Below are 24,195 nucleotides of genomic sequence, written 5' to 3'. Positions count from 1 at the left end.
CCCCCCGTGGAGGCGGGGGCTCCGGCTGGATGTCCCGTTCTGGTGGTGCCGGCTCCCCCTTGCGGCGGGCCGGACACGGGACTCAGCACTTCGAGGCAGTCTACAGGGTGGTCACGACCGCCCTCGACCGAGGTGCTTCCTGGTCCACTCGACCGCGTCCGCGTAGCGCGCCTCGGCGCCGTGCCGGGTGGGGGTGTAGTACTCGCGGTCCTTGAGCTCCTCCGGGGCGTACTGCTGGGCGGCGATCCCCTCGGGCAGGTCGTGCGGGTACACATACCCCTGGGCGTGCCCCAGCTTGGCCGCGCCCTTGTAGTGCCCGTCGCGCAGGTGCATCGGCACCGGGCCCGCGTGCCCCTTGCGTACGTCCTCCATGGCGGCGCCGATCGCCGTCGTCGCGGCATTGGACTTGGGGGCCAGGGCGAGGGCGATGGTGGCGTGGCTGAGGGTGAGCGCGGCCTCGGGGAAGCCGATCATGGCGACGGCCTGGGCGGCGGCGACGGCTATGGGCAGCGCATTCGGGTCGGCGAGGCCGATGTCCTCGCTGGCGGAGATCATCAGGCGGCGGGCGATGAACCGGGGGTCCTCGCCGGCCTCGATCATCCGCGCCAGGTAGTGCAGGGCCGCGTCCACGTCGGAGCCGCGGATGGACTTGATGAGGGCGCTCGCGACGTCGTAGTGCTGGTCGCCGTCGCGGTCGTACTTCACGGCGGCGCGGTCGACCGTCTCCTCCAGGGTCCGGAGGGTGATCTCCGGCTCTCCCTGGTCGAGGGCGGATCCGGCGGCGGCCTCCAGGGCGGTGAGGGCGCGGCGGGCGTCGCCGCCGGCGATCCGCAGCAGGTGCTCCTCCGTGTCCTCGGGGAGGGCGACGGACCCCTTGAGGCCGCGTTCGTCGGCGAGCGCCCGGCGCAGCAGGCCGCGCAGGTCGTCGTCGGTGAGCGGTTCGAGAGTGAGCAGGAGGGAGCGGGAGAGGAGGGGGGAGATGATGGAGAAGTACGGGTTCTCCGTCGTCGCGGCGATCAGCGTCACCCAGCGGTTCTCCACGGCCGGCAGGAGGGAGTCCTGCTGGGCCTTGCTGAAGCGGTGGATCTCGTCCAGGAAGAGGACGGTCTCCTTGCCGAAGCCGCCGGTGGCACGGCGTGCACTCTCGATGACCGCGCGGACTTCCTTGACGCCGGCGGTGATCGCGGAGAGCTCCACGAAGCGCTTGTCGGTGGCCTTGGAGACGACGTAGGCGAGGGTGGTCTTGCCGGTGCCGGGCGGGCCCCACAGGATCACGGAGGACGGTCCGGCCGGGCCGCCGCTGCCCTCGCCGACGAGTCTGCGCAGGGGTGAGCCCGGCTTCAGCAGATGCTGCTGGCCCACGACTTCGTCGAGGATGCGCGGGCGCATCCGCACCGCCAGGGGGCTGCTGGACGGGTCCTTCTCCTGGCGTTCTTCTGCTGCGGCGGTGAACAGGTCGGGCTCCACGCACAAAACCCTATGTCACGCCACTGACAACGCCGTCCGGCCGAAGAGATCCGGGGTCGGTCAGCTGGTCCAGAAGTCCCACCAGCGGGTCAGGATCAGCATGCCGATGACGCCGACGTGCATCACGGGCAGTACCCAGGTGAACTCGCCGAGGAAGGCCTTGATCCGGCGCGGTGCGGGCAGGAAGTCGTTGCGCACGTTCGACGACGTCACGTACCAGAACATGATGATCGTCGCGACCCACGCCAGGGAGCACCACAGGCAGAGCGCGTTGATCCGGTACAGCGACTGGAACTGCAGCCAGGTGCAGAACCCGACACCGAAGAGCGTGCCCGCGTTGAAGGTCAGCCAGTACCAGCGCGGGAAGGTGGCCCGGGCGAGCAGGCTCATGCCGACGCAGATGACGATGCCGTAGGCGACGAGACCCATCATGGGGTTCGGGAAGCCGAACGCCGACGCCTGGTCGCTCTTCATGATGTTGCCGCAGGAGACGACCGGGTTCAGGCTGCACCCCGGCACGAAGTCCGGGTTCTCCAGCAGCTTGAACTTGTCGATCGTGATGACCCACGCGGCAAGGAGGCCCGCCGCGCCGGTGATCACCAGCATCAAGGCGAACGCACGGCTGCCGCCCACCCTCCGGGGGCCGTCGGCCCGCCCCGGGCCGGTGGACACGCTGTCCTTGACTGTCGTCTTGCTCATCACGCCGTTCCGTTGTGTCGAAGGGCCCCCGGGCACGGTCATTGTGCCGCACCTACCAGTGTGTCCACCGTTCGATGGACATAAGGAGGTACGCACAGTCGTCCCGGAACGTTCGGTTCCGGGGAAGGATCGCCGGCATGACAGCAGACGCGAACCAGCTCGCGGTGGACGTACGGGGGCTGCGCAAGCAGTACGGGGACGTGACCGCCGTGGACGGCATCGATCTCGGCATCCGACAGGGCGAGGTGTTCGGCCTGCTCGGGCCCAATGGTGCGGGCAAGAGCACCACGGTGGAGATACTCCAGGGCAACCGGAGCCGGGACGCGGGCGAGGTCCGCGTGCTCGGCTCCGATCCGGCGACGGCCACGCGCGCGTGGCGTTCACGTGTCGGAATCGTCTGGCAGGACGAATCCGCACCCGCCGAGTTGACGGTCCGCGAGACCGTGCGGCATTTCGCCCGCTATTACCCAAAACCTCGGCAGCCCGACGAGGTGATCGGCCTCGTGGGCCTGGAGGAGAAGGCGAGCAGCCGGATCAAGTCGCTCTCCGGTGGTCAGCGCAGACGCCTGGACGTGGCACTCGGTGTGATCGGCGACCCGGACCTGCTGCTCCTGGACGAACCGACGACCGGCTTCGACCCGGCGGCGCGGCGGCAGTTCTGGGACCTGATCCGCAAGCTCGCGGGCGAGGGCACGACCATCGTGCTGACGACGCACTACCTGGAGGAGGCCGAAGCCCTCGCGAACCGCCTCGCGGTCATCGCCCGCGGACGTGTGGTCGCCGAGGGCGAGCCCGCGGCCCTGCGGGACCGCTACGGCACCGACGCCACCGTCGAGTGGGCGGAGGCCGACGGCACCCCGCGCAGCGAGCGCACGGCCACGCCCACGCGTACGGTCGCGGAGCTCACCCGCCGCTTCGACGGCGAGATACCGGGGTTGCGGGTCAGCCGCCCCACCCTTGAGGACGTCTATCTGCGGCTGACCGGACTGGAGGACGCGCGATGACGGTGACGGACGTACGCACCCGCAGGAGGACCTCGGAAGGCCGGCTGCCCGGAGCCTGGGGGCTCGGGCTGCTCCGGGGAGCCCTGGAGATCAAGCAGTTCTTCCGTCAGCGCGACCAGGTGGTTTTCACCTTCGCCTTCCCGATCGTCTTCCTCTTCCTCTTCGCGTCGATCTTCAGCGACGACGTGCAGGGAGCGGGCATCACGGCCTCCCAGCTGTACGTCCCGGCGATGATGGCCGCCGGGATCATGTCCACCAGCTTCCAGTCCCTCGGTATCTCGATCGCCATCGAGCGGGACGAGAAGGTGCTGCGCCGGCTGCGCGGCACACCGATGCCGCCGGCGGCGTACTTCCTCGGCAAGATCTGGCTCGTGCTCGTGACCGGTCTGCTGGAGACGGCGGTCCTCCTCGTCGTCGGCACGACCCTGTACGACGTGGACCTGCCCTCGGACGCCGGGAAGTGGCTCGACTTCGCCTGGATCTTCGTGCTCGGTCTGACCGGGTGCGCCCTGCTCGGCATCGCGATCAGCTCGGTCCCGAAGTCCGGCCGGAGCGCCAGCTCCGTGGTCGTGCTGCCCTTCCTGGTCCTGCAGTTCATCTCCGGGGTGTACATCGCCATCGACACCATCCCGGACTGGATGCTGAACATCGGTGCGCTGTTCCCGCTGAAGTGGATGTGCCAGGGGCTGCGGGGCGTGTTCCTGCCCGAGTCGGCACAGGTCCTGGAGCAGACCGGCACCTGGGAGTTCGGTCGGATCGCCCTGGTGCTGGGGGCGTGGTGCGTCGGAGGACTGCTGCTGTGCCTGCTGACGTTCCGCTGGAAGAGCCGCCGCGACGGATGAAGGGGCCCGGCCCGGAGCCCGGCGCGTACACGCTTTCGCCCGTTCTCGAACGCCGGAAGGGCTGAAGATCCAGCCCCTCCGGCGTTTGAGGAACAGCGCGCTCGGCCTCAGCCCAGTCGCGCCCGGAGCTCACCCACGATCGCGTCCACCGCCACCGCCGTCTGCTCCCCCGACTCCATGTCCTTCAGCTGCACGACGCCCTCGGCGAGGTCGCGTTCACCGGCCACGAGGGTGTAGCGCGCGCCCGAGCGGTTGGCGTTCTTCATCGCGCCCTTGAGGCCCTTCCCGCCGTACGAGAAGTCGGCCGCGACGCCCGCCTTGCGGAGCTCGGTGACCACGCCGAAGAGGACGCGTCGGGCCTCCTCGCCCAGCGGGACCGCGAACACGCTGGTGGCGGCCGGGAGTTCGAGCGTGACGCCCTCCGCCTCCAGGGCGAGGACCGTGCGGTCGACGCCGAGGGCCCAGCCGACGGACGGCAGCGCGGGGCCGCCGATCATCTCGGACAGGCCGTCGTAGCGGCCACCGCCGCCCACCGCGGACTGGGAGCCCAGGCCGTCGTGGACGAACTCGAAGGTCGTACGGGTGTAGTAGTCGAGGCCGCGGACCAGCTTGGGGTCGTCCTCGAAGGAGACGCCCGCCGCCGTGATCAGCTCGCGCACCTCCTCGTGATACGCCTTGCACGCGTCGCACAGGTAGTCGCGCAGCAGCGGCGCACCGACCAACTGCTTCTGGACGGCGTCCCGCTTGTCGTCGAGCACCCGCAGCGGGTTGATGTCCGCGCGGCGGAGGGTGTCCTCGTCGAGGTCGAGGCCGCGCAGGAAGTCCTGCAGAGCCGCCCGGTAGACGGGGCGGCACTCCTTGTCGCCGAGGGAGTTGAGCAGGATGCGGAACTCGCGCAGCCCGAGCGACCGGTACGCCTGGTCGGCCAGGATGATCAACTCGGCGTCCAGCGCCGGGTCCTCGGCACCGATCGCCTCGGCGCCCACCTGCGAGAAGTGCCTGTAACGGCCCTTCTGGGGGCGTTCGTAGCGGTAGTACGAGCCCGAGTACCAGAGCTTGACGGGGAGGTTGCCCGCCTTGTGCAGGTTGGCCTCCAGCGCGGCGCGCAACACGGAGGCCGTGCCCTCGGGGCGCAGCGCCAGCTTGTCGCCGCCCTTGGTCTCGAAGGCGTACATCTCCTTGGTCACGATGTCGGTGGACTCACCGACACCGCGCGCGAACAGCTCGACGCTTTCGAAGCCGGGCGTCTCGACGTAGCCGTAGCCGGAGTTGCGCAGCGGCGCGGCGATCGCCTCACGCACGGCGAGGTACGTCGCGGAGTCGGGCGGCAGAAGGTCGTACGTGCCCTTGGGGGCCTGGAAGGTACTCACGGAAGGTCTCGTCACATTCCTCGTCGGGGAGCGTCCGTGCTCCCGAGGCCGGCGGCCACTTCCCGCAGATACGGGTTGGTGGCGCGCTCCTGGCCGATGGTCGTCTGGGGGCCGTGGCCGGACAGCACCACGGTCGAGTCGTCGAGCGGCAGGCACACACGGCCCAGCGAGTCGAGGATCTCGGCGTGGGAGCCGCCGGGCAGATCGGTGCGTCCGATGGAGCCGGCGAAGAGCAGATCGCCCGAGAAGAAGACCGACGGAATGTCCGCGGTCTCGGGCATCCGGAACGTCACCGACCCCTTCGTATGGCCGGGCGCGTGCGCGACGGAGAAGTTGAGGCCGGCGAGCTTCAACCCGGCGCCGTCGGTCAACTCCTTCACGTCGTCCGGCTCCCCCACGGTCAGCTCGCCCATCAGCGGCATCCCGATGGAACGGCCGAGCGCCTTCTCCGGGTCGCTCATCATGTAGCGGTCCTCGGGGTGGATCCAGGCCGGCACGTCGTGCGCGCCGCACACCGGGACGACCGAGGCGACATGGTCGATGTGGCCGTGCGTGAGGATGACCGCGACGGGCTTGAGCCGATGTTTCGCGAGCGCGTCCTCGACTCCCTGGGCGGCCTGGTGGCCCGGGTCGATGATCACGCACTCCTCACCCGCGGCGGGGGCGACCAGGTAACAGTTGGTCCCCCAGGCTCCTGCGGGGAACCCGGCAATGAGCACGATCGTCCTTCGTTGTGTCGATACGGGATGGCTTCAGGATGACTGCGCCAGTGGTCAGAGCCTACCGGCGCTGCCGTTTCCTCAGCGAACCCATATACGGTACGGGGCACACGCAGGCGGTCGGCTCACAAGACGCACGCGTCCCACTTGACGTACGAGACGCATGAGGAGAAAACCCGTGGTCAGCCAGGAGCAGCGGCGGCGTCAGCTCGCCCGGGAGAAGTTCTTGCGGCAGCAGCAGCGGCGTACGGCCGCGCGACGCAAGACGCGGATGCGCAATTCGGTGGCCGCGTCGGTCGTCGGCGTCGTCGTCGTGGGCAGTGTGGTGTCGTACGCGACGGGGGTCTTCAAGGACGACGGCAAGAAGGCCAACGCCGGCGCGGAGGTCACCCCGAGCGCGTCCGCCCCCACCAAGGCGCCGGACCCGTGCAAGAAGGCCGCCGCGGGCAAGGTGAAAACGCTGAGCTACAAGAAGGAGCCGGCGATCACCATCGACAAGTCCGCGAAGTACACGATGGCGCTGGACACGACCTGCGGCGCGATAGACATCGCCATGGACGCGTCGAAGACCCCGCGCACGGTGAACTCGTTCGACTTCCTGGTCAACAAGGGGTACCTGGACCACACCAAGTGCCACCGTCTCGTGACGGCGGGCATCTTCGTGCTCCAGTGCGGTGACCCGAAGGGCACCGGCATGGGCGGTCCCGGGTACACGATTCCGGACGAGAACCTCAAGGACAAGCGCCTGAAGGGGAAGACGTATCCGGCCGGCACGGTGGCCATGGCCAACCAGTACAACGCGCAGACGAAGAAGGGCCGCAACACCGGCGGCAGCCAGTTCTTCCTGGTCTTCCAGGACAGTCCACTCCCCGCCGACTACACACCGTTCGGCACGATTTCCGAATCCGGGATGAAGGTCCTGAAGAAGATCGCGACGGCCGGCGAGAGCACCGGGCAGGGCGACGGGGCGCCGAACGCGACGGTCGTGATCAACAAGGCCACGGTGAAGAAATCCTGACCCCCAACTGCGAAATTTCGGTCGCGCGGGATGCGGACAGCCGCCCCGCCGGTCGCCTATGTTGGCCGTGACGAAACTGTGGACGATGCCCGGGGGCGCTGAGGCCCTCTGCAGGCATCATGTGGAGGAGGCGCTGTGAGCAGCGACCCGTGGGGCCGCGTCGACGAGACGGGGACCGTGTACGTGCGTACGGCCGACGGCGAGCAGGTCGTCGGTTCCTGGCAGGCCGGTTCGCCTGATGAGGCGTTGGCCTACTTCGAGCGCAAGTACGAGGGCCTGGTGGTCGAGATCGGCCTCCTCGAAAAGCGAGTGAAGACCACCGACCTGTCGGCGAAGGACGCCCAGACCGCCATCGACCACATCCGCGAGCAGGTGGTCGCCCATCACGCGGTCGGCGATCTGGACGCGCTGAAGGTGCGGCTGGACAAGCTCGTCGAGACGGTCGACGCACGCCGCGAGGAGCGCAAGGTCCAGCGGGCCAAGCAGTCCGACGAGGCGCGGCACGCCAAGGACGCGCTGGTCGCCGAGGCGGAGGAGCTGGCGCAGTCCGACCAGTGGCGGGCGGCCGGTGAGCGGCTGCGTGCGCTGGTGGACACCTGGAAGGGCCTGCCGCGGCTCGACCGAAAGTCGGACGACGAGCTGTGGCACCGCTTCTCGCATGCCCGCTCGGCGTTCTCCAAGCGCCGCAAGGCTCACTTCGCGTCGCTGGACGCGCAGCGCGAGGACGCCCGCAAGACCAAGGAGAAGCTGGTCGCGGAGGCCGAGTCGCTGTCCGCCTCGGCGGACTGGGGCCCGACCGCGGCGCGCTACCGCGAGCTGATGGCGGAGTGGAAGGCCGCGGGCCGCGCCCAGCGCGAGCACGAGGACGACCTGTGGAACCGCTTCCGCGGTGCCCAGGACGTGTTCTTCGCGGCGCGCAGCTCGGTCTTCGCCGAGCGGGACGCGGAGCAGTCGGAGAACCTGAAGCTCAAGGAGGAGCTGGCCGCGGAGGCCGAGAAGCTCCTCCCGGTGACGGACCTGAAGGCGGCCCGTGCGGCCTTCCGCTCCCTCAACGAGCGCTGGGAGGCCATCGGCCACGTGCCGCGCGACGCCCGTCCGAAGGTGGAGGGCCGGATGCACACGGTGGAGCGGGCGCTCCAGGAGTCCGAGGAGACCGAGTGGCGCCGGACGAACCCGGAGGCACGCGCGCGTGCCGAGGGTCTGACCGGCCAGCTCCAGGCCGCCGTGGACAAGCTCCAGGGCCAGATCGAGGCGGCGCGCGCCGCGGGCAACACCTCGAAGGCCGACAAGCTCCAGAAGGAGCTGGACGGCCGTCAGGCGCTGCTGGACCAGGCTCTGAAGGGTCTGCAGGAGTTCGGCGGCTGAGCCGCCACTGAAGCGGCCGGGTTTTCCCGCTGCTACGTAGAAGGGGCTTCCGTACATCGTGTACGGAAGCCCCTTCTACGTAGTGCGTGGTTACGGCCTGCGCGCCGACGTCACCCGGTACACGTCGTAGACCCCTTCGACGCCCCGTACGGCCTTCAGGACGTGGCCGAGGTGCTTGGGGTCGCCCATCTCGAAGGTGAACCGAGAGGTGGCCACCCGGTCGCGGGAGGTCTGGACGGCCGCGGACAGGATGTTGACGTGCTGGTCCGAGAGGACGCGCGTGACGTCCGACAGGAGCCGGGAGCGGTCCAGGGCCTCGACCTGGATGGCGACCAGGAAGACCGACGACTGGGTGGGCGCCCACTCGACCTCGAGGATGCGCTCGGGCTCCCGGGACAGCGAATCGATGTTGACGCAGTCGCTGCGGTGAACCGATACGCCGCTGCCGCGGGTCACGAAGCCGATGATCGGGTCGCCGGGTACGGGCGTACAACAGCGGGCGAGCTTGACCCACACGTCGTCGACGCCCTTGACGACCACACCGGGGTCGTTGTTGCTGCGGCGCTTGCGGCCTCGGCCGTGCGCCGGCGGAACCGACTCGTCGATCTCCTCGGTGGCCGCCTCCTCGCCGCCGAGCGCCTGCACAAGCTTCTGCACGACGCTCTGCGCGGCGACATGGCCCTCGCCGATCGCTGCGTACAGCGACGAGATGTCGGGGTAGCGCATCTCGTGCGCGAGGGTGACCAGCGAGTCGCCGGTGAGGATGCGCTGGATCGGCAGGTTCTGCTTGCGCATGGCGCGCGCGATGGAGTCCTTGCCCTGCTCGATCGCCTCGTCGCGGCGCTCCTTGGAGAACCAGGCGCGGATCTTGTTGCGGGCGCGCGGCGACTTCACGAAGCCGAGCCAGTCGCGGGAGGGGCCCGCGCCGGCCGCCTTCGAGGTGAAGACCTCCACCAGGTCGCCGTTGTCCAGGGTGGACTCCAGCGGCACGAGACGGCCGTTGACCCGTGCCCCTATGGTCCGGTGGCCGACCTCCGTGTGCACCGCATACGAGAAGTCGACGGGCGTCGCACCGGCCGGCAGCGCTATCACGTCACCCTTCGGCGTGAAGACGAACACCTCGTTGCGGGACAGGTCGAAGCGCAGGGACTCCAGGAACTCGCCCGGGTCCTCGGTCTCCTTCTGCCAGTCGAGGAGCTGGCGCAGCCACGCCATGTCGTTGAGGTGGTCGTCCTTGCCCGTGGTCCTCGGCGCGTCAGAGCGCACCTTGGAGGTGCCGGCGACGGCCTCCTGCTTGTACTTCCAGTGCGCGGCGATGCCGTACTCGGCGCGGCGGTGCATGTCGAACGTGCGGATCTGCAGCTCAACAGGCTTGCCGTTGGGGCCGATCACCGTGGTGTGCAGTGACTGGTACATGTTGAACTTGGGCATCGCGATGTAGTCCTTGAACCGGCCCGGGACCGGGTTCCATCGCGCGTGCACGGTGCCGAGGGCCGCGTAGCAGTCGCGGACGGTGTCCACGAGGACGCGGATGCCCACCAGGTCGTAGATCTCCGCGAAGTCACGGCCGCGGACGATCATCTTCTGGTAGACGCTGTAGTAGTGCTTCGGGCGGCCGGTGACGGTCGCCTTGATGCGGGCCGCGCGCAGGTCGGACTGGACCTCGTCGGTCACTATGGCGAGGTATTCGTCGCGCTTGGGGGCGCGCTCGGCGACCAGCCGCACGATCTCGTCGTACATCTTGGGGTAGAGGATCGCGAAGGCGAGGTCCTCCAGCTCCCATTTGATGGTGTTCATGCCCAGGCGGTGGGCGAGCGGCGCGTAGATCTCCAGGGTCTCGCGCGCCTTCTTCTCCTGCTTCTCGCGCTTGAGATAGCGCATGGTGCGCATGTTGTGCAGGCGGTCGGCGAGCTTGATGACCAGGACGCGGGGGTCCTTGGCCATGGCGACGACCATCTTGCGCACGGTCTCGGCCTGGGCGGCCTCACCGAACTTGACCTTGTCGAGCTTGGTGACGCCGTCGACGAGCAGGGCGACCTGGTCGCCGAAGTCCCGCTTGAGGGTGTCGAGGCCGTACTCGGTGTCCTCGACGGTGTCGTGCAGCAGGCCCGCCATCAGTGTGGCGGGATCCATGCCCAGCTCGGCGAGGATCGTGGTCACGGCGAGCGGGTGCGTGATGTACGGGTCGCCGCTCTTGCGCTTCTGGCCGCGGTGCCAGCGCTCGGCGACCTGGTAGGCCCGCTCGACCTGGCGCAGCGTCGACGTCTCGATCTTCGGGTCGTTGCCGCGCACGATCCGCAGCAGCGGTTCCAGGACCGGGTTGTACGGGTTGGAGCGCTGCACGCCGAGGCGGGCGAGGCGGGCGCGGACCCGGTTGGAGGAGCCGCCTCCGGTGCGGGCGGGCTGGCCGGCGGACGGACGGGCGGCGGGAGTGCTCGCCGGGCGTGCGGGCTCGGCGGGAGCGGGCTTGGCGCGTGGCTGCTCTGCCGCCTTGTCGCCGGGAGCCGCCTGGGCGTGCTCGACCGGGCCGCCGGCGGCGTTCTTCGCGCTCGGCGCGGGCGTGGCCGCGGGGCCCGAACTCTGCTCGGGCTTGGCGGCTGTCAGTGGCTGGGCCTCGTCTGGCAAGAGGGCTCCTCGTGCGCGGTCCGGGTCCCCCGGTCAGGCTCCGGAAACCCCATGGTAGCGATCCCGGGCTCCGGGCTCGCCTTCAGGCCGCCGAGACGACCTGGTACACGAGAAACACCGGAGGCGGGCGCCGGATTCCTCCGGGCCCGCCTCGGCGGTGTCGTACGGGTGCCTGAGACCTGTCGCAGGGGTCTCTCAGACCTTCAGCAGAGCCTCCAGCGGGGCACCGCTCAGGGCCGGCTCCAGACGGGCGCGGCCGCCCAGGAAGCCCAGCTCCATGAGGACGGACACGCCCGCGATCTCGGCGCCCGCGCGGCGGATGAGCTGCAGCGAGGCCTCGGCGGTACCGCCGGTGGCCAGGACGTCGTCGACGACCATGACGCGGTCGCCCGCGGCCAGGTCCTCGGCGTGCACCTCGATCTCCGCGGAGCCGTACTCCAGGTCGTAGGCCTGGCTGAGCGTCGCTCCGGGGAGCTTGCCCGCCTTGCGCACGGGGATGAAGCCGACGCCGGCCCGGACCGCGGCAGGGGCGCCCAGGATGAACCCGCGCGCCTCCAGACCGACGATCTTCGTGGCGCCGTGCCGTACCGCGAGCTCGGCCAGCGCGTCGGTGAGCGCCTGGAACGCCGCCGGATCGGCCAGCAGCGGGGTGATGTCCTTGAACATCACTCCCGGCTCCGGGTAGTCGGGGACGTCGCGGATACGACTGAGCAGCAGCGTCGTGATGTCCGTGAGCTCGGTCATCGGCGCTTCCCGGAGGGGCGGCCACGGCCGCGGTTGCGGGACGCGGGCTGGTTGCGGGGGCCGACGACCGCCGGGGCGGAGTCCTCCGCCTCCTCGTCGTACGGCGCCTCGGTGACCGGGGCCTCCGCGGACTCGCCCTTCGCGGCGGCTGCGGCCCGCTTGGCGAGCACCCGCTTCTTGAGGGCCTTCATCTGCGGCTCGCGCTCCTTGAGGTCTGCGACGAGCGGCGTGGCGATGAAGATCGAGGAGTACGCACCGGCCGCGAGGCCGACGAACAGCGACAGCGAGATGTCGTTGAGCATGCCCGCGCCGAGGACACCGCCGCCGATGAACAGCAGGCCCGCGACCGGCAGCAGCGCGACGACCGTGGTGTTGATGGAGCGGACCAGGGTGCCGTTGATCGAGCGGTCGGCGATCTCGCTGTACGTCCAACGGGTCTGCTTGGTGATGTCCTTCGTCTGCTCCTTGAGGCTGTCGAAGACGACGACCGTGTCGTAGAGCGAGTAACCGAGGATCGTCAGCAGACCGATCACGGTGCCCGGGGTGACCTCGAAGCCGACCAGGGCGTAGATGCCGACCGTGATGGTGATGTCGTGGATCAGGGCCACCAGGGCGGCGATGGCCATGCGCCACTCGAAGGCGATGGCCAGGTAGATCACCACGAGGACCATGAAGATCGCGAGGCCCTGCCAGGCCTTGTTGGCGATCTGGTCACCCCAGCTGGGGCCGACCAGGTCGGCGGCGATCTTCTCCGAGTCGATCTTGAGGTCCTTGGAGAGGTCCTCCTTGATCTGGTCGGACTTGCCGGTCTCGATGCCGGCGATCTGGATGCGCAGGCCGCCGTTGCCGAGCTTCTGGACGATCGCGTCGTGACCGGAGGCCTCCTCCGCGTACTTCTCCGCATCGGCCACCGAGACGCTGGTCTTCTGCGTGGTGAAGACGGCGCCGCCCTGGAACTCGATGCCCATGTTCAGGCCGCGCACCGTCAGACCGAGGATGGCCGTGATGGTGATCAGGATCGAGATGCCGTACCAGATCTTGCGCTTGCCGACGAAGTCGTAACCGATCTCGCCGCGATGCAGCCGGGCGCCGAGGGTGCCGAGTTTCGACATCTCACGCCTCCTTCGTGTCGACGGGGGCGGAGGGACGGCGGGTACGGCGCAGCGGGGGCTGGGCGCCGAGCCGCTTCGGGTCGAGGCCGGACCAGCTGTGGCCGCTCGCGAAGAACTTCTTGCGGGCGAGGATCGTCATCAGCGGCTTGGTGAACAGGAAGACGACGACGACGTCGAGCAGGGTGGTCAGACCCAGCGTGAACGCGAAGCCCTGGACCTTGCCGACGGTGACGATGAAGAGCACCGCGGCGGCGAGGAACGACACGAAGTCGGAGACCAGGATGGTGCGCCGGGCGCGCGGCCAGGCCCGCTCGACGGCCGGGCGCAGGGTGCGGCCCTCGCGGATCTCGTCCCGGATGCGTTCGAAGAACACGATGAACGAGTCCGCTGTGATACCGATCGCGACGATCGCACCGCAGACGGCCGGCAGGTTCAGGGCGAAGCCGATGGCCGGGCCGAGCAGCGCCATGAGCACGTAGGTCAGGATCGCGGAGACCATCAGCGAGGCGATGGCGACGAGCGACAGACCGCGGTAGTAGATCACCAGGTAGATGATGACCAGGGCCAGGCCGATCGCACCGGCGATCAGACCGGCGTGCAGCTGCTCGCCACCGAGGGCGGCGGTCACCGTGGTGACGCTGGCCTCGTGGAAGGTGAGGGGCAGCGCACCGTACTTCAGCATGTTCGCCAGGTCCTGGGCCTCGGTCTGGTCGAAGCCGCCGGTGATCTCCGCACTGCCGCTGAGCGTCTGGGTGACGGACGGGGCGGAGACGACATCACCGTCGAGGACGATGGCGAACTGGTTCTGCGGGGGCTGGCTCTGCGAGAGCTTGGCCGTGATGGCGGAGAACTTCTTGGAGCCACCGGACGTGAAGTCCATGGTGACCTTCCAGCCCTGCGCGTTCGTCGTGTCGTAGACCGCGCCGGCCTTCTTGATGTCCGTGCCCGCGACCTCTGCCGGGCCGAGGATGTACTTCTCCCACTGCTTCGTCTTCGAGTCCTGGCCGCAGGCCACGGTGGGATCCTTGGCATCGACACCGTCACCGGCCTTGGCGCGCTGTGCCGGGACGGTGCAGTCCAGCTTGTCGTAGGCCTTCTGGAGGTCCGCTGCGGCCTTCGCGGCGCTGCTGCTCGCGGACGGCGTGGGAGAGGCCGTGGTGGAGGCGGAGTTGCTCGCCGAGGGCGAGGAGTCGGCCTTCAGGGCGTCGGTGACCGCGCGGCCCTGCGAGGTGGCGGTGGCCGAGGGCGTCGCGGAGGCCGACGAGGTCGACTTGTCCGTGGCCTTCTCGGTGGCCGTGCCCGTGGCCTTGCCGGATGCGCTGCTGGAGGCGCTCGGTGAGGGGCTGGGCGAGGTGGCGGCGCCGGAGGCCGCATATGTCAGCACCGGGCGGAAGTAGAGCTTGGCGGTGGTGCCGACCTGCGCCCGGGCCTGCTTGGAGTTCGTGCCCTTGGGGATGTTGACGATGATGTTCTTGTCGCCCTGCGTCTGGACCTCGGCCTCGGAGACGCCAAGACCGTTGACACGGCGGTTCATGATATCGACCGCGGTGTTCATGTTGGTCTTGTTGATCGCGTTGGGCTGGCCCGGCTCGTTCTGCGCCTCGAGCGTGATGCTGGTGCCGCCGGCGAGGTCGATGCCGAGACGCGGAGTGGTGTTTCCGGAGATGAACATCCCCCCGGTGAGCGCCGCGATGGCGATCAGGATGAGGGCCAGCGAGCGCCCCGGCCTGCTCTGGGCGCTCGCGCTCCGGCCCTTCTTCGGTGCTGCCACCTTCTCGTACTCCCTCTCGGGCCGCCCTGCGCCGGGTGAGCGTGGGGGCGGCCATGACATGGTGTCGGGATGCCGTGCGAGAACCGCACGTCCCGGGAGACGCGGGGCGCGAGCGGGTCGCGCCGCGCTTCCGGGGCGTGCCTACTTCGCGTCGGACTCGCCGTCGGTCTTCTTCGGCTCTGCTTCGTCGGCCTTGGGGGCCTCATCGGCCTTCGCCTCGGCGGGCTCGTCGGCCGCTTCGTCCTCGGCGGCGTCCTTCTTGACGAGGTCGAGGGGCTTGTCGGCGGAAGCGTCGGAAGAGGCGTCGTCGGCGGGCTCGTCGGTCTCGGTGAGGGAGGAGGCGTCGTCCGGGACGACCGATCCGTCGGCCTTCAGATCGTGCTCGATGCCGTGCACGATGCGGTTGTACTCATCGTCACTCAGGACGGCACCGATCGAGTTCTTGGCGAAGAGCAGGTCCACACCCGGGGCCGCGTCGAGGAGGACGGTCTCCTCGTTGACCTCCTTGACGGTGGCGTACATACCACCGATCGTGCGCACGCCGGAGCCGGGCTGCATCTCGTTGCGCATGGAAGCAGCCTGCGCCTGCTTCTTCTTGGCCGACCGGGTCATCAGGAACATGGCCCCGATGAGCACGATGAACGGGAGGAGGGTCACTGGACTCACGGGACGGAACTTCCTTCATTCGACCGCGATGGTGAGCGGCCTGATGGCTGGGGGTATGTGCGCCACCTACAAGGGCGGCATCGGCGGAGTCTAAGCGAGTCCGCACTCCAGGAACAACGCTCAGCATGGCACCGGGGTTCCTGACCCCGCGAGTACCGCGCCGTCACGCCCCGAACAGGTCCCCTTGTCCGTTTCCCCCGGTTGACCGGCGGGGCGGGGTGAGGCCGAGATGCGCCCATGCCGCGGGAGTGGCCACCCGACCACGGGGCGTACGCGCGAGCAGTCCCTCCCGTACGAGGAAGGGCTCGGCGACCTCCTCGACGGTCTCGCGCTCCTCCCCCACCGCGACGGCGAGCGTCGAGAGACCGACCGGGCCGCCGCCGAAGAGCTTGAGCAGGGCTTCGAGGACCCCGCGGTCCAGCCGGTCCAGGCCCCGGGCGTCGACCTCGTAGACCTTCAGTGCGGCGGCGGCGATCTCGCGGGTGATGATGCCGTCCGCCTTGACCTGCGCATAGTCGCGCACGCGGCGCAGCAGGCGGTTGGCGATGCGGGGCGTCCCCCGGGAGCGGCCGGCGATCTCGGCGGCGCCCGCCGCGCCGATCTCGACGTCGAGCAGGCCCGCCGAGCGGTGGATCACGCGCTCCAGCTCGGCGGGCTCGTAGAACTCCATGTGCGCGGTGAAGCCGAAGCGGTCGCGCAGCGGGGGCGGCAGCAGGCCCGCGCGCGTGGTGGCGCCGACCAGCGTGAACGGGGGCAGTTCGAGCGGGATGGCGGTGGCGCCGGGGCCCTTGCCGACGATCACGTCGACGCGGAAGTCCTCCATCGCCATGTAGAGCATCTCCTCGGCGGGCCGGGACATCCGGTGGATCTCGTCGAGGAAGAGGACCTCTCCCTCCTGGAGCGAGGAGAGGATCGCCGCGAGGTCGCCCGCGTGCTGGATGGCGGGGCCGCTGGTGATGCGGATGGGGGCGCCCATCTCGGCCGCGATGATCATCGAGAGGGTGGTCTTGCCGAGGCCGGGGGCGCCGGAGAGCAGCACGTGGTCGGAGGTGGCGCCACGCGCGCGTGCCGCGCGAAGGACGAGGTCGAGCTGCTCGCGAACCTTCTCCTGACCGATGAACTCGTCCAGGTCCTTGGGGCGCAGCGCGGCCTCGACGGCCTGGTCCTCGCGGTCGGCGACAGAGCCCACGAGCCGCTCGTCGGCGGGGGTGTCGGTCGTGTCGTCCCAGTTCATGTGTGTGCCTTACGGAGGTCGTCGGTCAGCGGGCGCGGTTCAGGGTCTGCAGGGCCGCCCTCAGCAGCTGACCCACCTGGGGCGTGCCCTCCGCGGCCTCGGCCTGCGGGGCGACCGCGGAGACCGCCTCGTCGGCCTCGCGGGTCGCGTAGCCGAGGCCGATCAGCGCGGCGTGCAGCTGGTCGCGCCAGCCGGTGGAGACCGGAGCACCGATCCCCACGCTCGTCCCGAGGGGCTCGCCCAGCCGGTCCTTGAACTCCAGGAGGAGCTTCTGCGCGCCCTTCTTGCCGATGCCGGGAACGGCGGTGAGCGCCTTCTCGTCGCCGGTGGCGACCGCGCGGCGCAGCGCGTCGGGGGTGTGCACGGCGAGCATCGCCTGGGCGAGGCGCGGGCCCACGCCGCTCGCGGTCTGCAGCAGCTCGAAGGTCCCTCGCTCGTCGTCGTCCACGAAGCCGTAGAGAGTCAGGGAGTCCTCGCGGACGACGAGGGAGGTGGCGAGCTTGGCGGGCTGCCCCATGCGCAGTGTGGAGAGCGTGTTCGGGGTGCACTGGACGGCGATGCCGACGCCGCCCACCTCGACCACCGCGGCGTCGGGGGCGAGGGCGGCGACCGGGCCGCTGACGAAGGCGATCATGCGGTACGGCCTTTCGATGCGTGGTGCGAGGCGTGCGCGGCGACGGCCTGCTGGAGTCGGTTCTGCGCGACCGCCTGCTGGAGTCTGTTCTGGGCGGGGGCGCGCCAGATGTGGCAGATGGCGAGCGCGAGGGCGTCGGCCGCGTCGGCGGGCTTGGGCGGCGCGTCGAGCCGGAGCAGGCGGGTGACCATGGCACCGACCTGGGCCTTGTCGGCGCGTCCGTTGCCGCTGACGGCGGCCTTGACCTCGCTCGGCGTGTGCAGGGCGACGGGGAGACCGCGGCGGGCCGCGCAGAGCATGGCGACGGCACTGGCCTGGGCGGTGCCCATCACGGTCCGTACGTTGTGCTGGCTGAACACCCGTTCCACGGCGACGACTTCGGGTCGGTACTCATCCAGCCATTCTTCGATGCCCTGCTCGATGGCGACGAGTCGCAGGCCCAACTCGGCGTCCGCCGGGGTGCGTACGACTCCGACACCGCGCAGGGTCAGGGGCCGGCCGGCGACTCCTTCGACCACTCCGACACCACACCGGGTCAGCCCGGGGTCAACACCCAGTACCCGCACCCCAGCCCCCTTCTTCGATCGCGTGTTTGTGCAGGCTATCGGGTGCCGCTGACAAAGCGGCGGGGCGACGGGGTGTGTCCCGTCGGCCCGCCGTGCTGTACGCGCTGTCCGTGCCCTCAGGCGTCGACCTTGGCCATCACGTCGTCGCTCACGTCGAAGTTGGCGAAGACGTTCTGCACGTCGTCGCTGTCCTCAAGGGCGTCGATCAGCTTGAAGATCTTCCGGGCGCCCTCTTCGTCGAGCTCGACCTGCATGGTCGGGACGAAGTTGGCCTCGGCGGAGTCGTAGTCGATCCCCGCTTCCTGGAGGGCGGTGCGCACGGCGACCAGGTCCGTCGCCTCGCTGAGCACCTCGAAGGACTCGCCGAGGTCGTTGACCTCCTCGGCACCCGCGTCGAGCACGGCGCCGAGAACGTCGTCCTCGGACAGCTCGTCCTTGGGGACGATCACGACACCCTTGCGGTTGAACAGGTACGACACCGAACCCGGGTCGGCCATGTTGCCGCCGTTGCGGGTCATCGCGACGCGGACGTCCGAGGCAGCGCGGTTGCGGTTGTCGGTGAGGCACTCGATGAGCACCGCGACACCGTTGGGGCCGTAACCCTCGTACATGATCGTCTCGTAGTCGGCGCCACCGGCCTCGAGACCGGCGCCGCGCTTGACCGCGGAGTCGATGTTCTTGTTCGGGACCGAGCTCTTCTTCGCCTTCTGGATGGCGTCGAACAGGGTCGGATTGCCGGACACATCCGCGCCACCCGTACGAGCCGCGACCTCGATGTTCTTGATCATCTTCGCGAAGAGCTTGCCGCGCTTGGCGTCGATCACGGCCTTCTTGTGCTTCGTCGTAGCCCATTTAGAGTGGCCGGACATCTGCCTGTCTCCTTCGCGTAACCCAACTCTTTACGAACGCCAGAGATCCTACAAGGACTCGGGCGCCCGGTTCGCGCGCACCATGTCGACGAACAGCCCGTGCACCCGGTGGTCGCCGGTCAGTTCCGGGTGGAACGACGTGGCGAGCGCGTTGCCCCGGCGTACGGCGACGATGTGGCCGTCGTGCTCGGCGAGCACCTCGGTCTCGGCGCCCACGGACTCGACCCAGGGGGCGCGGATGAAGACGCCCTCCACAGGATCGCCCTCGACGCCGTGGAAGTCGACCGCCGCTTCGAAGGACTCGTTCTGCCGGCCGAAGGCGTTGCGGCGCACGATCATGTCGATGCCGCCGACGGTCTCCTGGCCCGAGCGCGGGTCGAGGATCTTGTCGGCGAGCATGATCATGCCGGCGCAGGTGCCGTAGACGGGCATGCCGTCCCGCACGCGCGCGCGAAGGGGTTCCATCAGGCCGAAGAGGACGGCCAGCTTGGAGATCGTGGTGGACTCGCCGCCGGGCAGGACGAGACCGTCCACCTCGGCGAGTTCCTCGGGACGCCGCACCGGCCTGGCCACGGCGTCCGCCGCGGCCAGGGCGATGAGGTGCTCCCGTACGTCGCCCTGGAGCGCCAGGACGCCGATCACAGGTGCGTCAGTCATGGGCGTGGTGCCTTACCAGCCGCGGTTGGCGTAGCGCTCGGCCTCGGGGAGGGTGTCGCAGTTGATGCCGACCATGGCCTCGCCCAGGTTGCGGGACGCGTCCGCGATGATCTTCGGGTCGTCGTAGAAGGTGGTGGCCTTCACGATGGCGGCGGCGCGCTTGGCCGGGTCGCCGGACTTGAAGATGCCGGAGCCGACGAAGACGCCCTCGGCGCCGAGCTGGCGCATCAGCGCGGCATCGGCCGGGGTGGCGACACCACCGGCGGAGAACAGCACGACGGGGAGCTTGCCGAGCTCGGCGACCTCCTTGACGAGCTCGTACGGAGCGCGCAGGTCCTTGGCCGCGGCGTACAGCTCGTTGTTGTCGAAGCCGCGCAGCCTGGCGATCTCGTTCTTGATCTGGCGCAGGTGGCGGACCGCCTCGACGACGTTGCCGGTGCCGGCCTCGCCCTTGGAGCGGATCATGGCCGCGCCCTCGGCGATGCGGCGCAGGGCCTCACCGAGGTTGGTGGCACCGCAGACGAAGGGGGTCGTGAAGGCGAACTTGTCGCTGTGGTTGACCTCGTCGGCCGGGGTGAGGACCTCGGACTCGTCGATGTAGTCGACGCCGAGGGACTGCAGGACCTGGGCCTCGACGAAGTGGCCGATGCGCGACTTGGCCATCACCGGGATGGACACGGCCTCGATGATCTCTTCGATCATGTTCGGGTCGGACATACGGGCGACGCCGCCGTCCTTGCGGATGTCGGCCGGGACGCGCTCCAGCGCCATGACGGCGACGGCGCCGGCGTCCTCGGCGATCTTCGCCTGCTCGGCGTTGACCACATCCATGATCACGCCACCCTTGAGCTGCTCGGCCATGCCGCGCTTGACGCGGGCGGTGCCGATCGCAGTGTTCTCGGTGGGCTGGGCGGAGTTGGAGAGCGTGCTGGACACGGGCGACCTCACTCGGTGAAAGAGGGTTCTTGCATCACCGAGGAAACGCGAGGGGACCAGGCCACAGCAAGGGCCAATGGGGAGGCGGTGGCTCATTCTGCCGGAACGAACCGGCCCTCCGGCCGAGTGGCCGCCCCCGCCGGCCCCGGCCTCTCAGGCTCCGGGCCGGTCCGCCAGCGCCGTCGGCGGCTCGTCGTCCATCTCGAACGCGAGGGGAAACGGGGCGTGCCCCGCCAGCCGGAACCACCGCACGGTGCGGTGGCGCCGCAGGGCCCGTGCGGCCCGTACGGCGTCGTTGTGGAAGCGCCGTGCCATCGGCACCCGCCGCACCGCCTGCGCCAGCTCCTCCGCGGCATCCACACCGCCCGGCGCCTCGCGCACCGCGTCGACCTGCTGCTGCTCACCGAACACGGCCCGCAACGCCTGGCTCAGCTCGCTCTCGGCCACCTCGCGGTGCTCCTCCTCGGCCTGCCGGGCCGCGTGGGCCGCCTCATAGAGCACGATCGAGGCGGCCGGATCCAGGACGCCCGACGTGGCCAGCTCCTGGGCGACCGAGGCGCGCCGCAGCAGTTGGGCGTCGAGGGCGGCTCGGGCCGCGTCGATGCGGGCGTGCAGTCGGTCGAGCCGGCCGGCGGTCCAGCTCAGGTAGAGGCCGATGGCGACGAGGCCGACGAGGATCCAGATGAGGGTTGCGGTCACGGGCGGCAAGGCTACCGGGGCGTGGTCACCGCTCCACGAGGTCCCACGCGCAGCGGAATCCGCCGTGCCCGTCGAGGGGACCGGGGTCGATCCGGAACGCCTGGACGGTGGCGGTCCGCGGTCGGAGGCCGCGCCCGGTCAGTTGGACATCCGAACCGGCCCTCCCGCGCGAGGGAGGCCCGGTTCAACGACTCATGAGCGGCGGTGGCCTCAGTCGCGCGCCAGACCGAACCGCGCCCGCAGCCCCGTCCGCTCGTCGGCGGCCACCGCGGCGGCCCCGTCCGTCACCGTCTCGTAGACGGAGAGGATGTCCGCGCCGACCGTCGTCCAGTCGAAGCGCCGCACGTGGGCACTCCCCCGCTCGCGCAGCCCGGCCCGGCGCTCCGGGTCGCCGAGGAGCCGTAGGGCCGCCTCCGCCAGCGCGTCCGCGTCCTCGTTGGCGAACAGGTCGCCCGCCGCACCCTGGTCCAGGACCTGCGCGAACGCGTCGAGGTCGGAGGCGAGCACCGGAGCGCCCGCCGACATGGCCTCGACCAGGATGATGCCGAAGCTCTCGCCCCCGGTGTTGGGCGCCACGTACACGTCGACGCTGCGCAGGAAGCGGGCCTTGTCCTCGTCGCTGACCATGCCGAGGAACTCGACGCGCGAGCGCAGCTCGGCCGGCAGCGTCTCCACCGCCTCCTCCTCGTCACCGCGTCCGGCGACCAGAAGCCGCGTCTGCGGGCGCTCGGCGAAGATCCTGGGCAGCGCCTTCATGAGGACCGGCAGTCCCTTGCGGGGCTCGTCGATGCGGCCGACGAAGCCCAGCGTGTCGCCCTGCCATTCGGCCTTGGGCTTGGCACGTGCGAAGAAGTCGACGTCGACACCGTTCGGGATGACCACCGCGTCGCCGCCCAGGTGTTCGACGAGAGTGCGGCGCGCGTACTCGCTCACCGCGATGCGCGCACTGATCTTCTCCAGCGCGGGCTGGAGGATCGGGTACGCGGCGATCATCGCCCGGGAGCGCGGGTTCGAGGTGTGGAAGGTCGCGACGATGGGCCCCTGCGCGGCCCAGCACGCCAGCAGGCCCAGGGACGGCGAGGCCGGCTCATGGATGTGGATCACGTCGAACACGCCGTCGTGCAGCCAGCGCCGCACCCGGGCCGCCGACAGGAACCCGAAGTTCAGCCGGGCCACCGATCCGTTGTACGGCACCGGCACGGCGCGGCCCGCCGAGACGACGTACGGCGGAAGGGGGGTGTCGTCGTCCGCGGGCGCGAGGACCGAGACGGCGTGCCCGAGGCGGATCAGGTGGTCGGCCAGGTCACGGATGTGGAACTGGACGCCACCCGGCACGTCCCAGGAGTACGGGCAGACGATGCCGATCCTCACGAGGTCCCCTTCTCGGGATCCTGCTGAGTGTCCCCGGCGTTCCGGGAGCCGTCCGGGTTCTCGGGGGCCTTCTGCGGATCGAGGTCCTTGAGCCACAAGCGCTGCAGCATGTGCCAGTCCTCCGGATGGTCGGCGATCCCCGTGGCGAAGGCGTCGGCCAGCGCCTGTGTCATGACAGACGCCTTCTCGGCCCGGGTACCTGTCTCCGGGACTTCGATGGGGGGATGCACACGGCCCTGCATCACGGGCGAGTCGTCGTACCAGAGCGTGACCGGCAGCAGCAGCGCCCCCGTCTGCTGGGCGAGCAGCGCCGGGCCCGCGGGCATCCGGGTCGCCTCGCCGAAGAACTCGACCTCCACGCCGGAGGCGGACAGGTCGCGGTCGGAGACCAGGCAGACCAGGCCGCCGTCGCGCAGCCGCCGGGCCAGCGTGCCGAACGCGGTGCCACCGCTGTGCGGCAGGACCTCCATGCCGAGGCCCTCGCGGTAGGCGACGAAGCGGTCGTACAGCGATTCGGGCTTGAGACGCTCGGCGACCGTGGTGAAGGGCGTCTCCAGCTTGGTGGTGACCCAGGCGCCGGCGAGGTCCCAGTTGCCCAGGTGCGGCAGCGCGAGGATGACGCCCCGGCCGGAGGCGAGCGCTTCGGTCAGGTTGTGCACGTCCTTGGGGTCGAAGCCCGTCCTGACGCGCTCCGCGCTCCAGGCGGGCAGCCGGAAGGACTCCATCCAGTAGCGCAGGTACGAGCGCATGCCCGCCCTGGAGAGCTCGGCGAGCCGCTCAGGGGTCGCGTCCGGCACCACGCGTGCGTAGTTGCTCTCCAGACGCTGTACGCCCTTGCCGCGCCGCTTCCAGGCGAGGTCGGCGATCGTCCGGCCGAGCCGCGCGGCGACCGGCTCGGGGAGCTTCTTGACGGTGCTCCAGCCCAGCGCGTAGGCCCCGTCCGTCAGCCGGTCACCGAGACCGCTCACGAGGTGGCCTCGCTGCTGCGGGTCTCCGCCGCGGCCGCGGCGTCCGCCTCGGCGGACTCCCGGCGCACCGTGACGACGCGCTGGATCAGCGTGACCAGGCTGCCGACGGCGACGATCCACAGCGCGATGGGCAGCAGCACCTGGATGCCCGGCACCCCGAACTTGTGCAGCCCCGCCAGACCGGCCGCGACCAGGGAGATCACCAGGCGCTCGGCGCGCTCGACCAGCCCGTTGACCGCGACCGGCAGACCGATCGACTCGCCGCGGGCCTTCGTGTACGACACCACCTGGCCGCTGGCCAGACAGAAGATCGAGACAGCGCACAGGACAAGGTTGTCACCGTCACCGGCATACCAGAGCGCGAAACCGCCGAAGACCGCGCTGTCGGCGACCCGGTCGAGCGTGGAGTCCAGGAAGGCGCCCCAGCGGCTGGAGCGGCCGAGCTGGCGGGCCATGTTTCCGTCGACGAGGTCGGAGAACACGAACAGCGTGATGACGATCGTGCCCCAGAAGAACTCGCCCCGGGGGTAGAAGACCAGCGCGCCCGCCATCACTCCGGCGGTACCCAGGAGGGTGACCGTGTCGGGGCTTACCCCCCGGCGGATGAGAAATGCGGCGAACGGCGTGAGGACACGCGTGAAGAATGCACGCGCGTACTTGTTCAGCATGGCCTTCCCGAGGGTCGGTGTGGCCGAGCGGCCCCTGCTGGCCACCGGCTGGCCCATCGTAGCCACGCGTGCGCGTGTGCGACGGCCGGGCACCCGCACCCCGCCCCGGGATCTCGTCCGGCGCGATCACGTCCGCCGTATGGACGCACCGTGACACGAGTGCAAAGCTCGAAGACACCGCGGGCGTCACC

23 protein-coding genes are annotated in these 24,195 nt (G+C 69.9%); 4 read left to right on the top strand and 19 right to left on the bottom strand.

Going from position 1 to position 24,195, the window contains the following annotated elements; translation table 11 throughout:
• Positions 1–111: 111 nt before the first annotated feature.
• Complete coding sequence (locus ACN6LB_RS24775; RefSeq protein ID WP_445027826.1) at positions 112–1,467, bottom strand: replication-associated recombination protein A; 1,356 nt, start codon at positions 1,465–1,467, stop codon at positions 112–114.
• A gap of 60 nt (positions 1,468–1,527) precedes the next feature.
• On the bottom strand, positions 1,528–2,166 hold the full coding sequence (locus ACN6LB_RS24770) for a vitamin K epoxide reductase family protein (RefSeq protein ID WP_445027825.1): 639 nt from the start codon (positions 2,164–2,166) through the stop codon (positions 1,528–1,530).
• Positions 2,167–2,303: 137 nt separating this feature from the next.
• Between ACN6LB_RS24770 and ACN6LB_RS24765 the strand changes: the two genes are divergently transcribed.
• Together ACN6LB_RS24765 and ACN6LB_RS24760 are read left to right on the top strand one after the other, a co-directional pair.
• Positions 2,304–3,170 (top strand): ABC transporter ATP-binding protein, encoded by an 867-nt coding sequence (locus tag ACN6LB_RS24765; RefSeq protein ID WP_356141790.1) that lies wholly within the window; start codon positions 2,304–2,306, stop codon positions 3,168–3,170.
• A complete protein-coding gene (locus ACN6LB_RS24760; protein WP_445027824.1) occupies positions 3,167–4,012 on the top strand; it encodes an ABC transporter permease in 846 nt (281 codons plus the stop codon). Before ACN6LB_RS24765 ends, ACN6LB_RS24760 begins: the two co-directional genes overlap by 4 nt.
• 107 nt (positions 4,013–4,119) lie before the next feature.
• Here the strand turns inward: ACN6LB_RS24760 and hisS are convergent, their stop codons facing one another.
• On the bottom strand, positions 4,120–5,382 hold the full coding sequence (hisS, locus tag ACN6LB_RS24755) for a histidine--tRNA ligase (RefSeq protein ID WP_445027823.1): 1,263 nt from the start codon (positions 5,380–5,382) through the stop codon (positions 4,120–4,122).
• Positions 5,383–5,393: 11 nt separating this feature from the next.
• The gene (locus ACN6LB_RS24750) at positions 5,394–6,101 is read right to left on the bottom strand and encodes an MBL fold metallo-hydrolase (protein ID WP_445027822.1); all 708 of its coding nucleotides are present in this window, start codon (positions 6,099–6,101) and stop codon (positions 5,394–5,396) included.
• A 178-nt stretch (positions 6,102–6,279) separates the two neighbouring features.
• Here ACN6LB_RS24750 and ACN6LB_RS24745 point away from each other — a divergent pair, with 178 nt between their 5' ends.
• Positions 6,280–7,119, top strand: a complete 840-nt coding sequence (locus ACN6LB_RS24745; protein ID WP_445027821.1) for a peptidylprolyl isomerase — start codon at positions 6,280–6,282, stop codon at positions 7,117–7,119.
• 135 nt (positions 7,120–7,254) lie between these two features.
• A complete protein-coding gene (locus ACN6LB_RS24740) occupies positions 7,255–8,484 on the top strand; it encodes a DUF349 domain-containing protein (protein ID WP_445027820.1) in 1,230 nt (409 codons plus the stop codon).
• A gap of 90 nt (positions 8,485–8,574) precedes the next feature.
• Here ACN6LB_RS24740 and ACN6LB_RS24735 read toward each other — a convergent pair whose 3' ends face one another.
• The 15 genes from ACN6LB_RS24735 to pgsA all read right to left on the bottom strand — a co-directional run bounded on the left by ACN6LB_RS24735 (position 8,575) and on the right by pgsA (position 24,061).
• The gene (locus ACN6LB_RS24735) at positions 8,575–11,109 is read right to left on the bottom strand and encodes a RelA/SpoT family protein (RefSeq protein ID WP_445027819.1); all 2,535 of its coding nucleotides are present in this window, start codon (positions 11,107–11,109) and stop codon (positions 8,575–8,577) included.
• Between the two features lie 195 nt (positions 11,110–11,304).
• On the bottom strand, positions 11,305–11,853 hold the full coding sequence (locus tag ACN6LB_RS24730) for an adenine phosphoribosyltransferase (RefSeq protein ID WP_356141776.1): 549 nt from the start codon (positions 11,851–11,853) through the stop codon (positions 11,305–11,307).
• Positions 11,850–12,965: a protein translocase subunit SecF gene (gene secF / locus ACN6LB_RS24725; RefSeq protein WP_445027818.1), complete on the bottom strand. Its 1,116-nt coding sequence runs from the start codon at positions 12,963–12,965 to the stop codon at positions 11,850–11,852. Before secF ends, ACN6LB_RS24730 begins: the two co-directional genes overlap by 4 nt.
• A 1-nt stretch (position 12,966) precedes the next feature.
• Entirely contained in the window at positions 12,967–14,736 is a 1,770-nt protein-coding gene (gene secD / locus ACN6LB_RS24720) for a protein translocase subunit SecD (RefSeq protein ID WP_445027817.1), read from the bottom strand.
• A 141-nt stretch (positions 14,737–14,877) separates the two neighbouring features.
• Complete coding sequence (gene yajC / locus ACN6LB_RS24715) at positions 14,878–15,402, bottom strand: preprotein translocase subunit YajC (protein WP_445027816.1); 525 nt, start codon at positions 15,400–15,402, stop codon at positions 14,878–14,880.
• A gap of 163 nt (positions 15,403–15,565) precedes the next feature.
• Positions 15,566–16,636, bottom strand: coding sequence for a Holliday junction branch migration DNA helicase RuvB (gene ruvB / locus ACN6LB_RS24710; RefSeq protein ID WP_356141768.1), 1,071 nt, complete (start codon positions 16,634–16,636; stop codon positions 15,566–15,568).
• A gap of 25 nt (positions 16,637–16,661) precedes the next feature.
• Complete coding sequence (gene ruvA / locus ACN6LB_RS24705; RefSeq protein ID WP_445027815.1) at positions 16,662–17,270, bottom strand: Holliday junction branch migration protein RuvA; 609 nt, start codon at positions 17,268–17,270, stop codon at positions 16,662–16,664.
• A complete protein-coding gene (gene ruvC, locus ACN6LB_RS24700) occupies positions 17,267–17,836 on the bottom strand; it encodes a crossover junction endodeoxyribonuclease RuvC (RefSeq protein ID WP_445027814.1) in 570 nt (189 codons plus the stop codon). Before ruvC ends, ruvA begins: the two co-directional genes overlap by 4 nt.
• 116 nt (positions 17,837–17,952) lie before the next feature.
• Complete coding sequence (locus tag ACN6LB_RS24695; RefSeq protein WP_356149528.1) at positions 17,953–18,705, bottom strand: YebC/PmpR family DNA-binding transcriptional regulator; 753 nt, start codon at positions 18,703–18,705, stop codon at positions 17,953–17,955.
• A 48-nt stretch (positions 18,706–18,753) separates the two neighbouring features.
• On the bottom strand, positions 18,754–19,362 hold the full coding sequence (gene pdxT / locus ACN6LB_RS24690) for a pyridoxal 5'-phosphate synthase glutaminase subunit PdxT (RefSeq protein ID WP_356149531.1): 609 nt from the start codon (positions 19,360–19,362) through the stop codon (positions 18,754–18,756).
• Positions 19,363–19,374: 12 nt separating this feature from the next.
• Complete coding sequence (gene pdxS / locus ACN6LB_RS24685; protein WP_356149534.1) at positions 19,375–20,298, bottom strand: pyridoxal 5'-phosphate synthase lyase subunit PdxS; 924 nt, start codon at positions 20,296–20,298, stop codon at positions 19,375–19,377.
• A gap of 153 nt (positions 20,299–20,451) precedes the next feature.
• The gene (locus ACN6LB_RS24680) at positions 20,452–20,997 is read right to left on the bottom strand and encodes a LemA family protein (protein ID WP_356149537.1); all 546 of its coding nucleotides are present in this window, start codon (positions 20,995–20,997) and stop codon (positions 20,452–20,454) included.
• A 210-nt stretch (positions 20,998–21,207) separates the two neighbouring features.
• Positions 21,208–22,368: a glycosyltransferase family 4 protein gene (locus ACN6LB_RS24675; RefSeq protein WP_445027813.1), complete on the bottom strand. Its 1,161-nt coding sequence runs from the start codon at positions 22,366–22,368 to the stop codon at positions 21,208–21,210.
• On the bottom strand, positions 22,365–23,336 hold the full coding sequence (locus tag ACN6LB_RS24670) for a phosphatidylinositol mannoside acyltransferase (protein WP_445027812.1): 972 nt from the start codon (positions 23,334–23,336) through the stop codon (positions 22,365–22,367). The genes ACN6LB_RS24675 and ACN6LB_RS24670 overlap by 4 nt, the downstream gene beginning before the upstream one ends.
• A complete protein-coding gene (pgsA, locus tag ACN6LB_RS24665; RefSeq protein ID WP_356149284.1) occupies positions 23,333–24,061 on the bottom strand; it encodes a phosphatidylinositol phosphate synthase in 729 nt (242 codons plus the stop codon). The genes ACN6LB_RS24670 and pgsA overlap by 4 nt, the downstream gene beginning before the upstream one ends.
• Positions 24,062–24,195 lie beyond the last annotated feature (134 nt).

The sequence above is a fragment of the Streptomyces sp. SAS_270 genome (assembly GCF_052543295.1).
The sequence above is the reverse complement of the archived record's forward strand: the minus strand, read 5'-3'. Positions and strand labels throughout refer to the sequence as shown.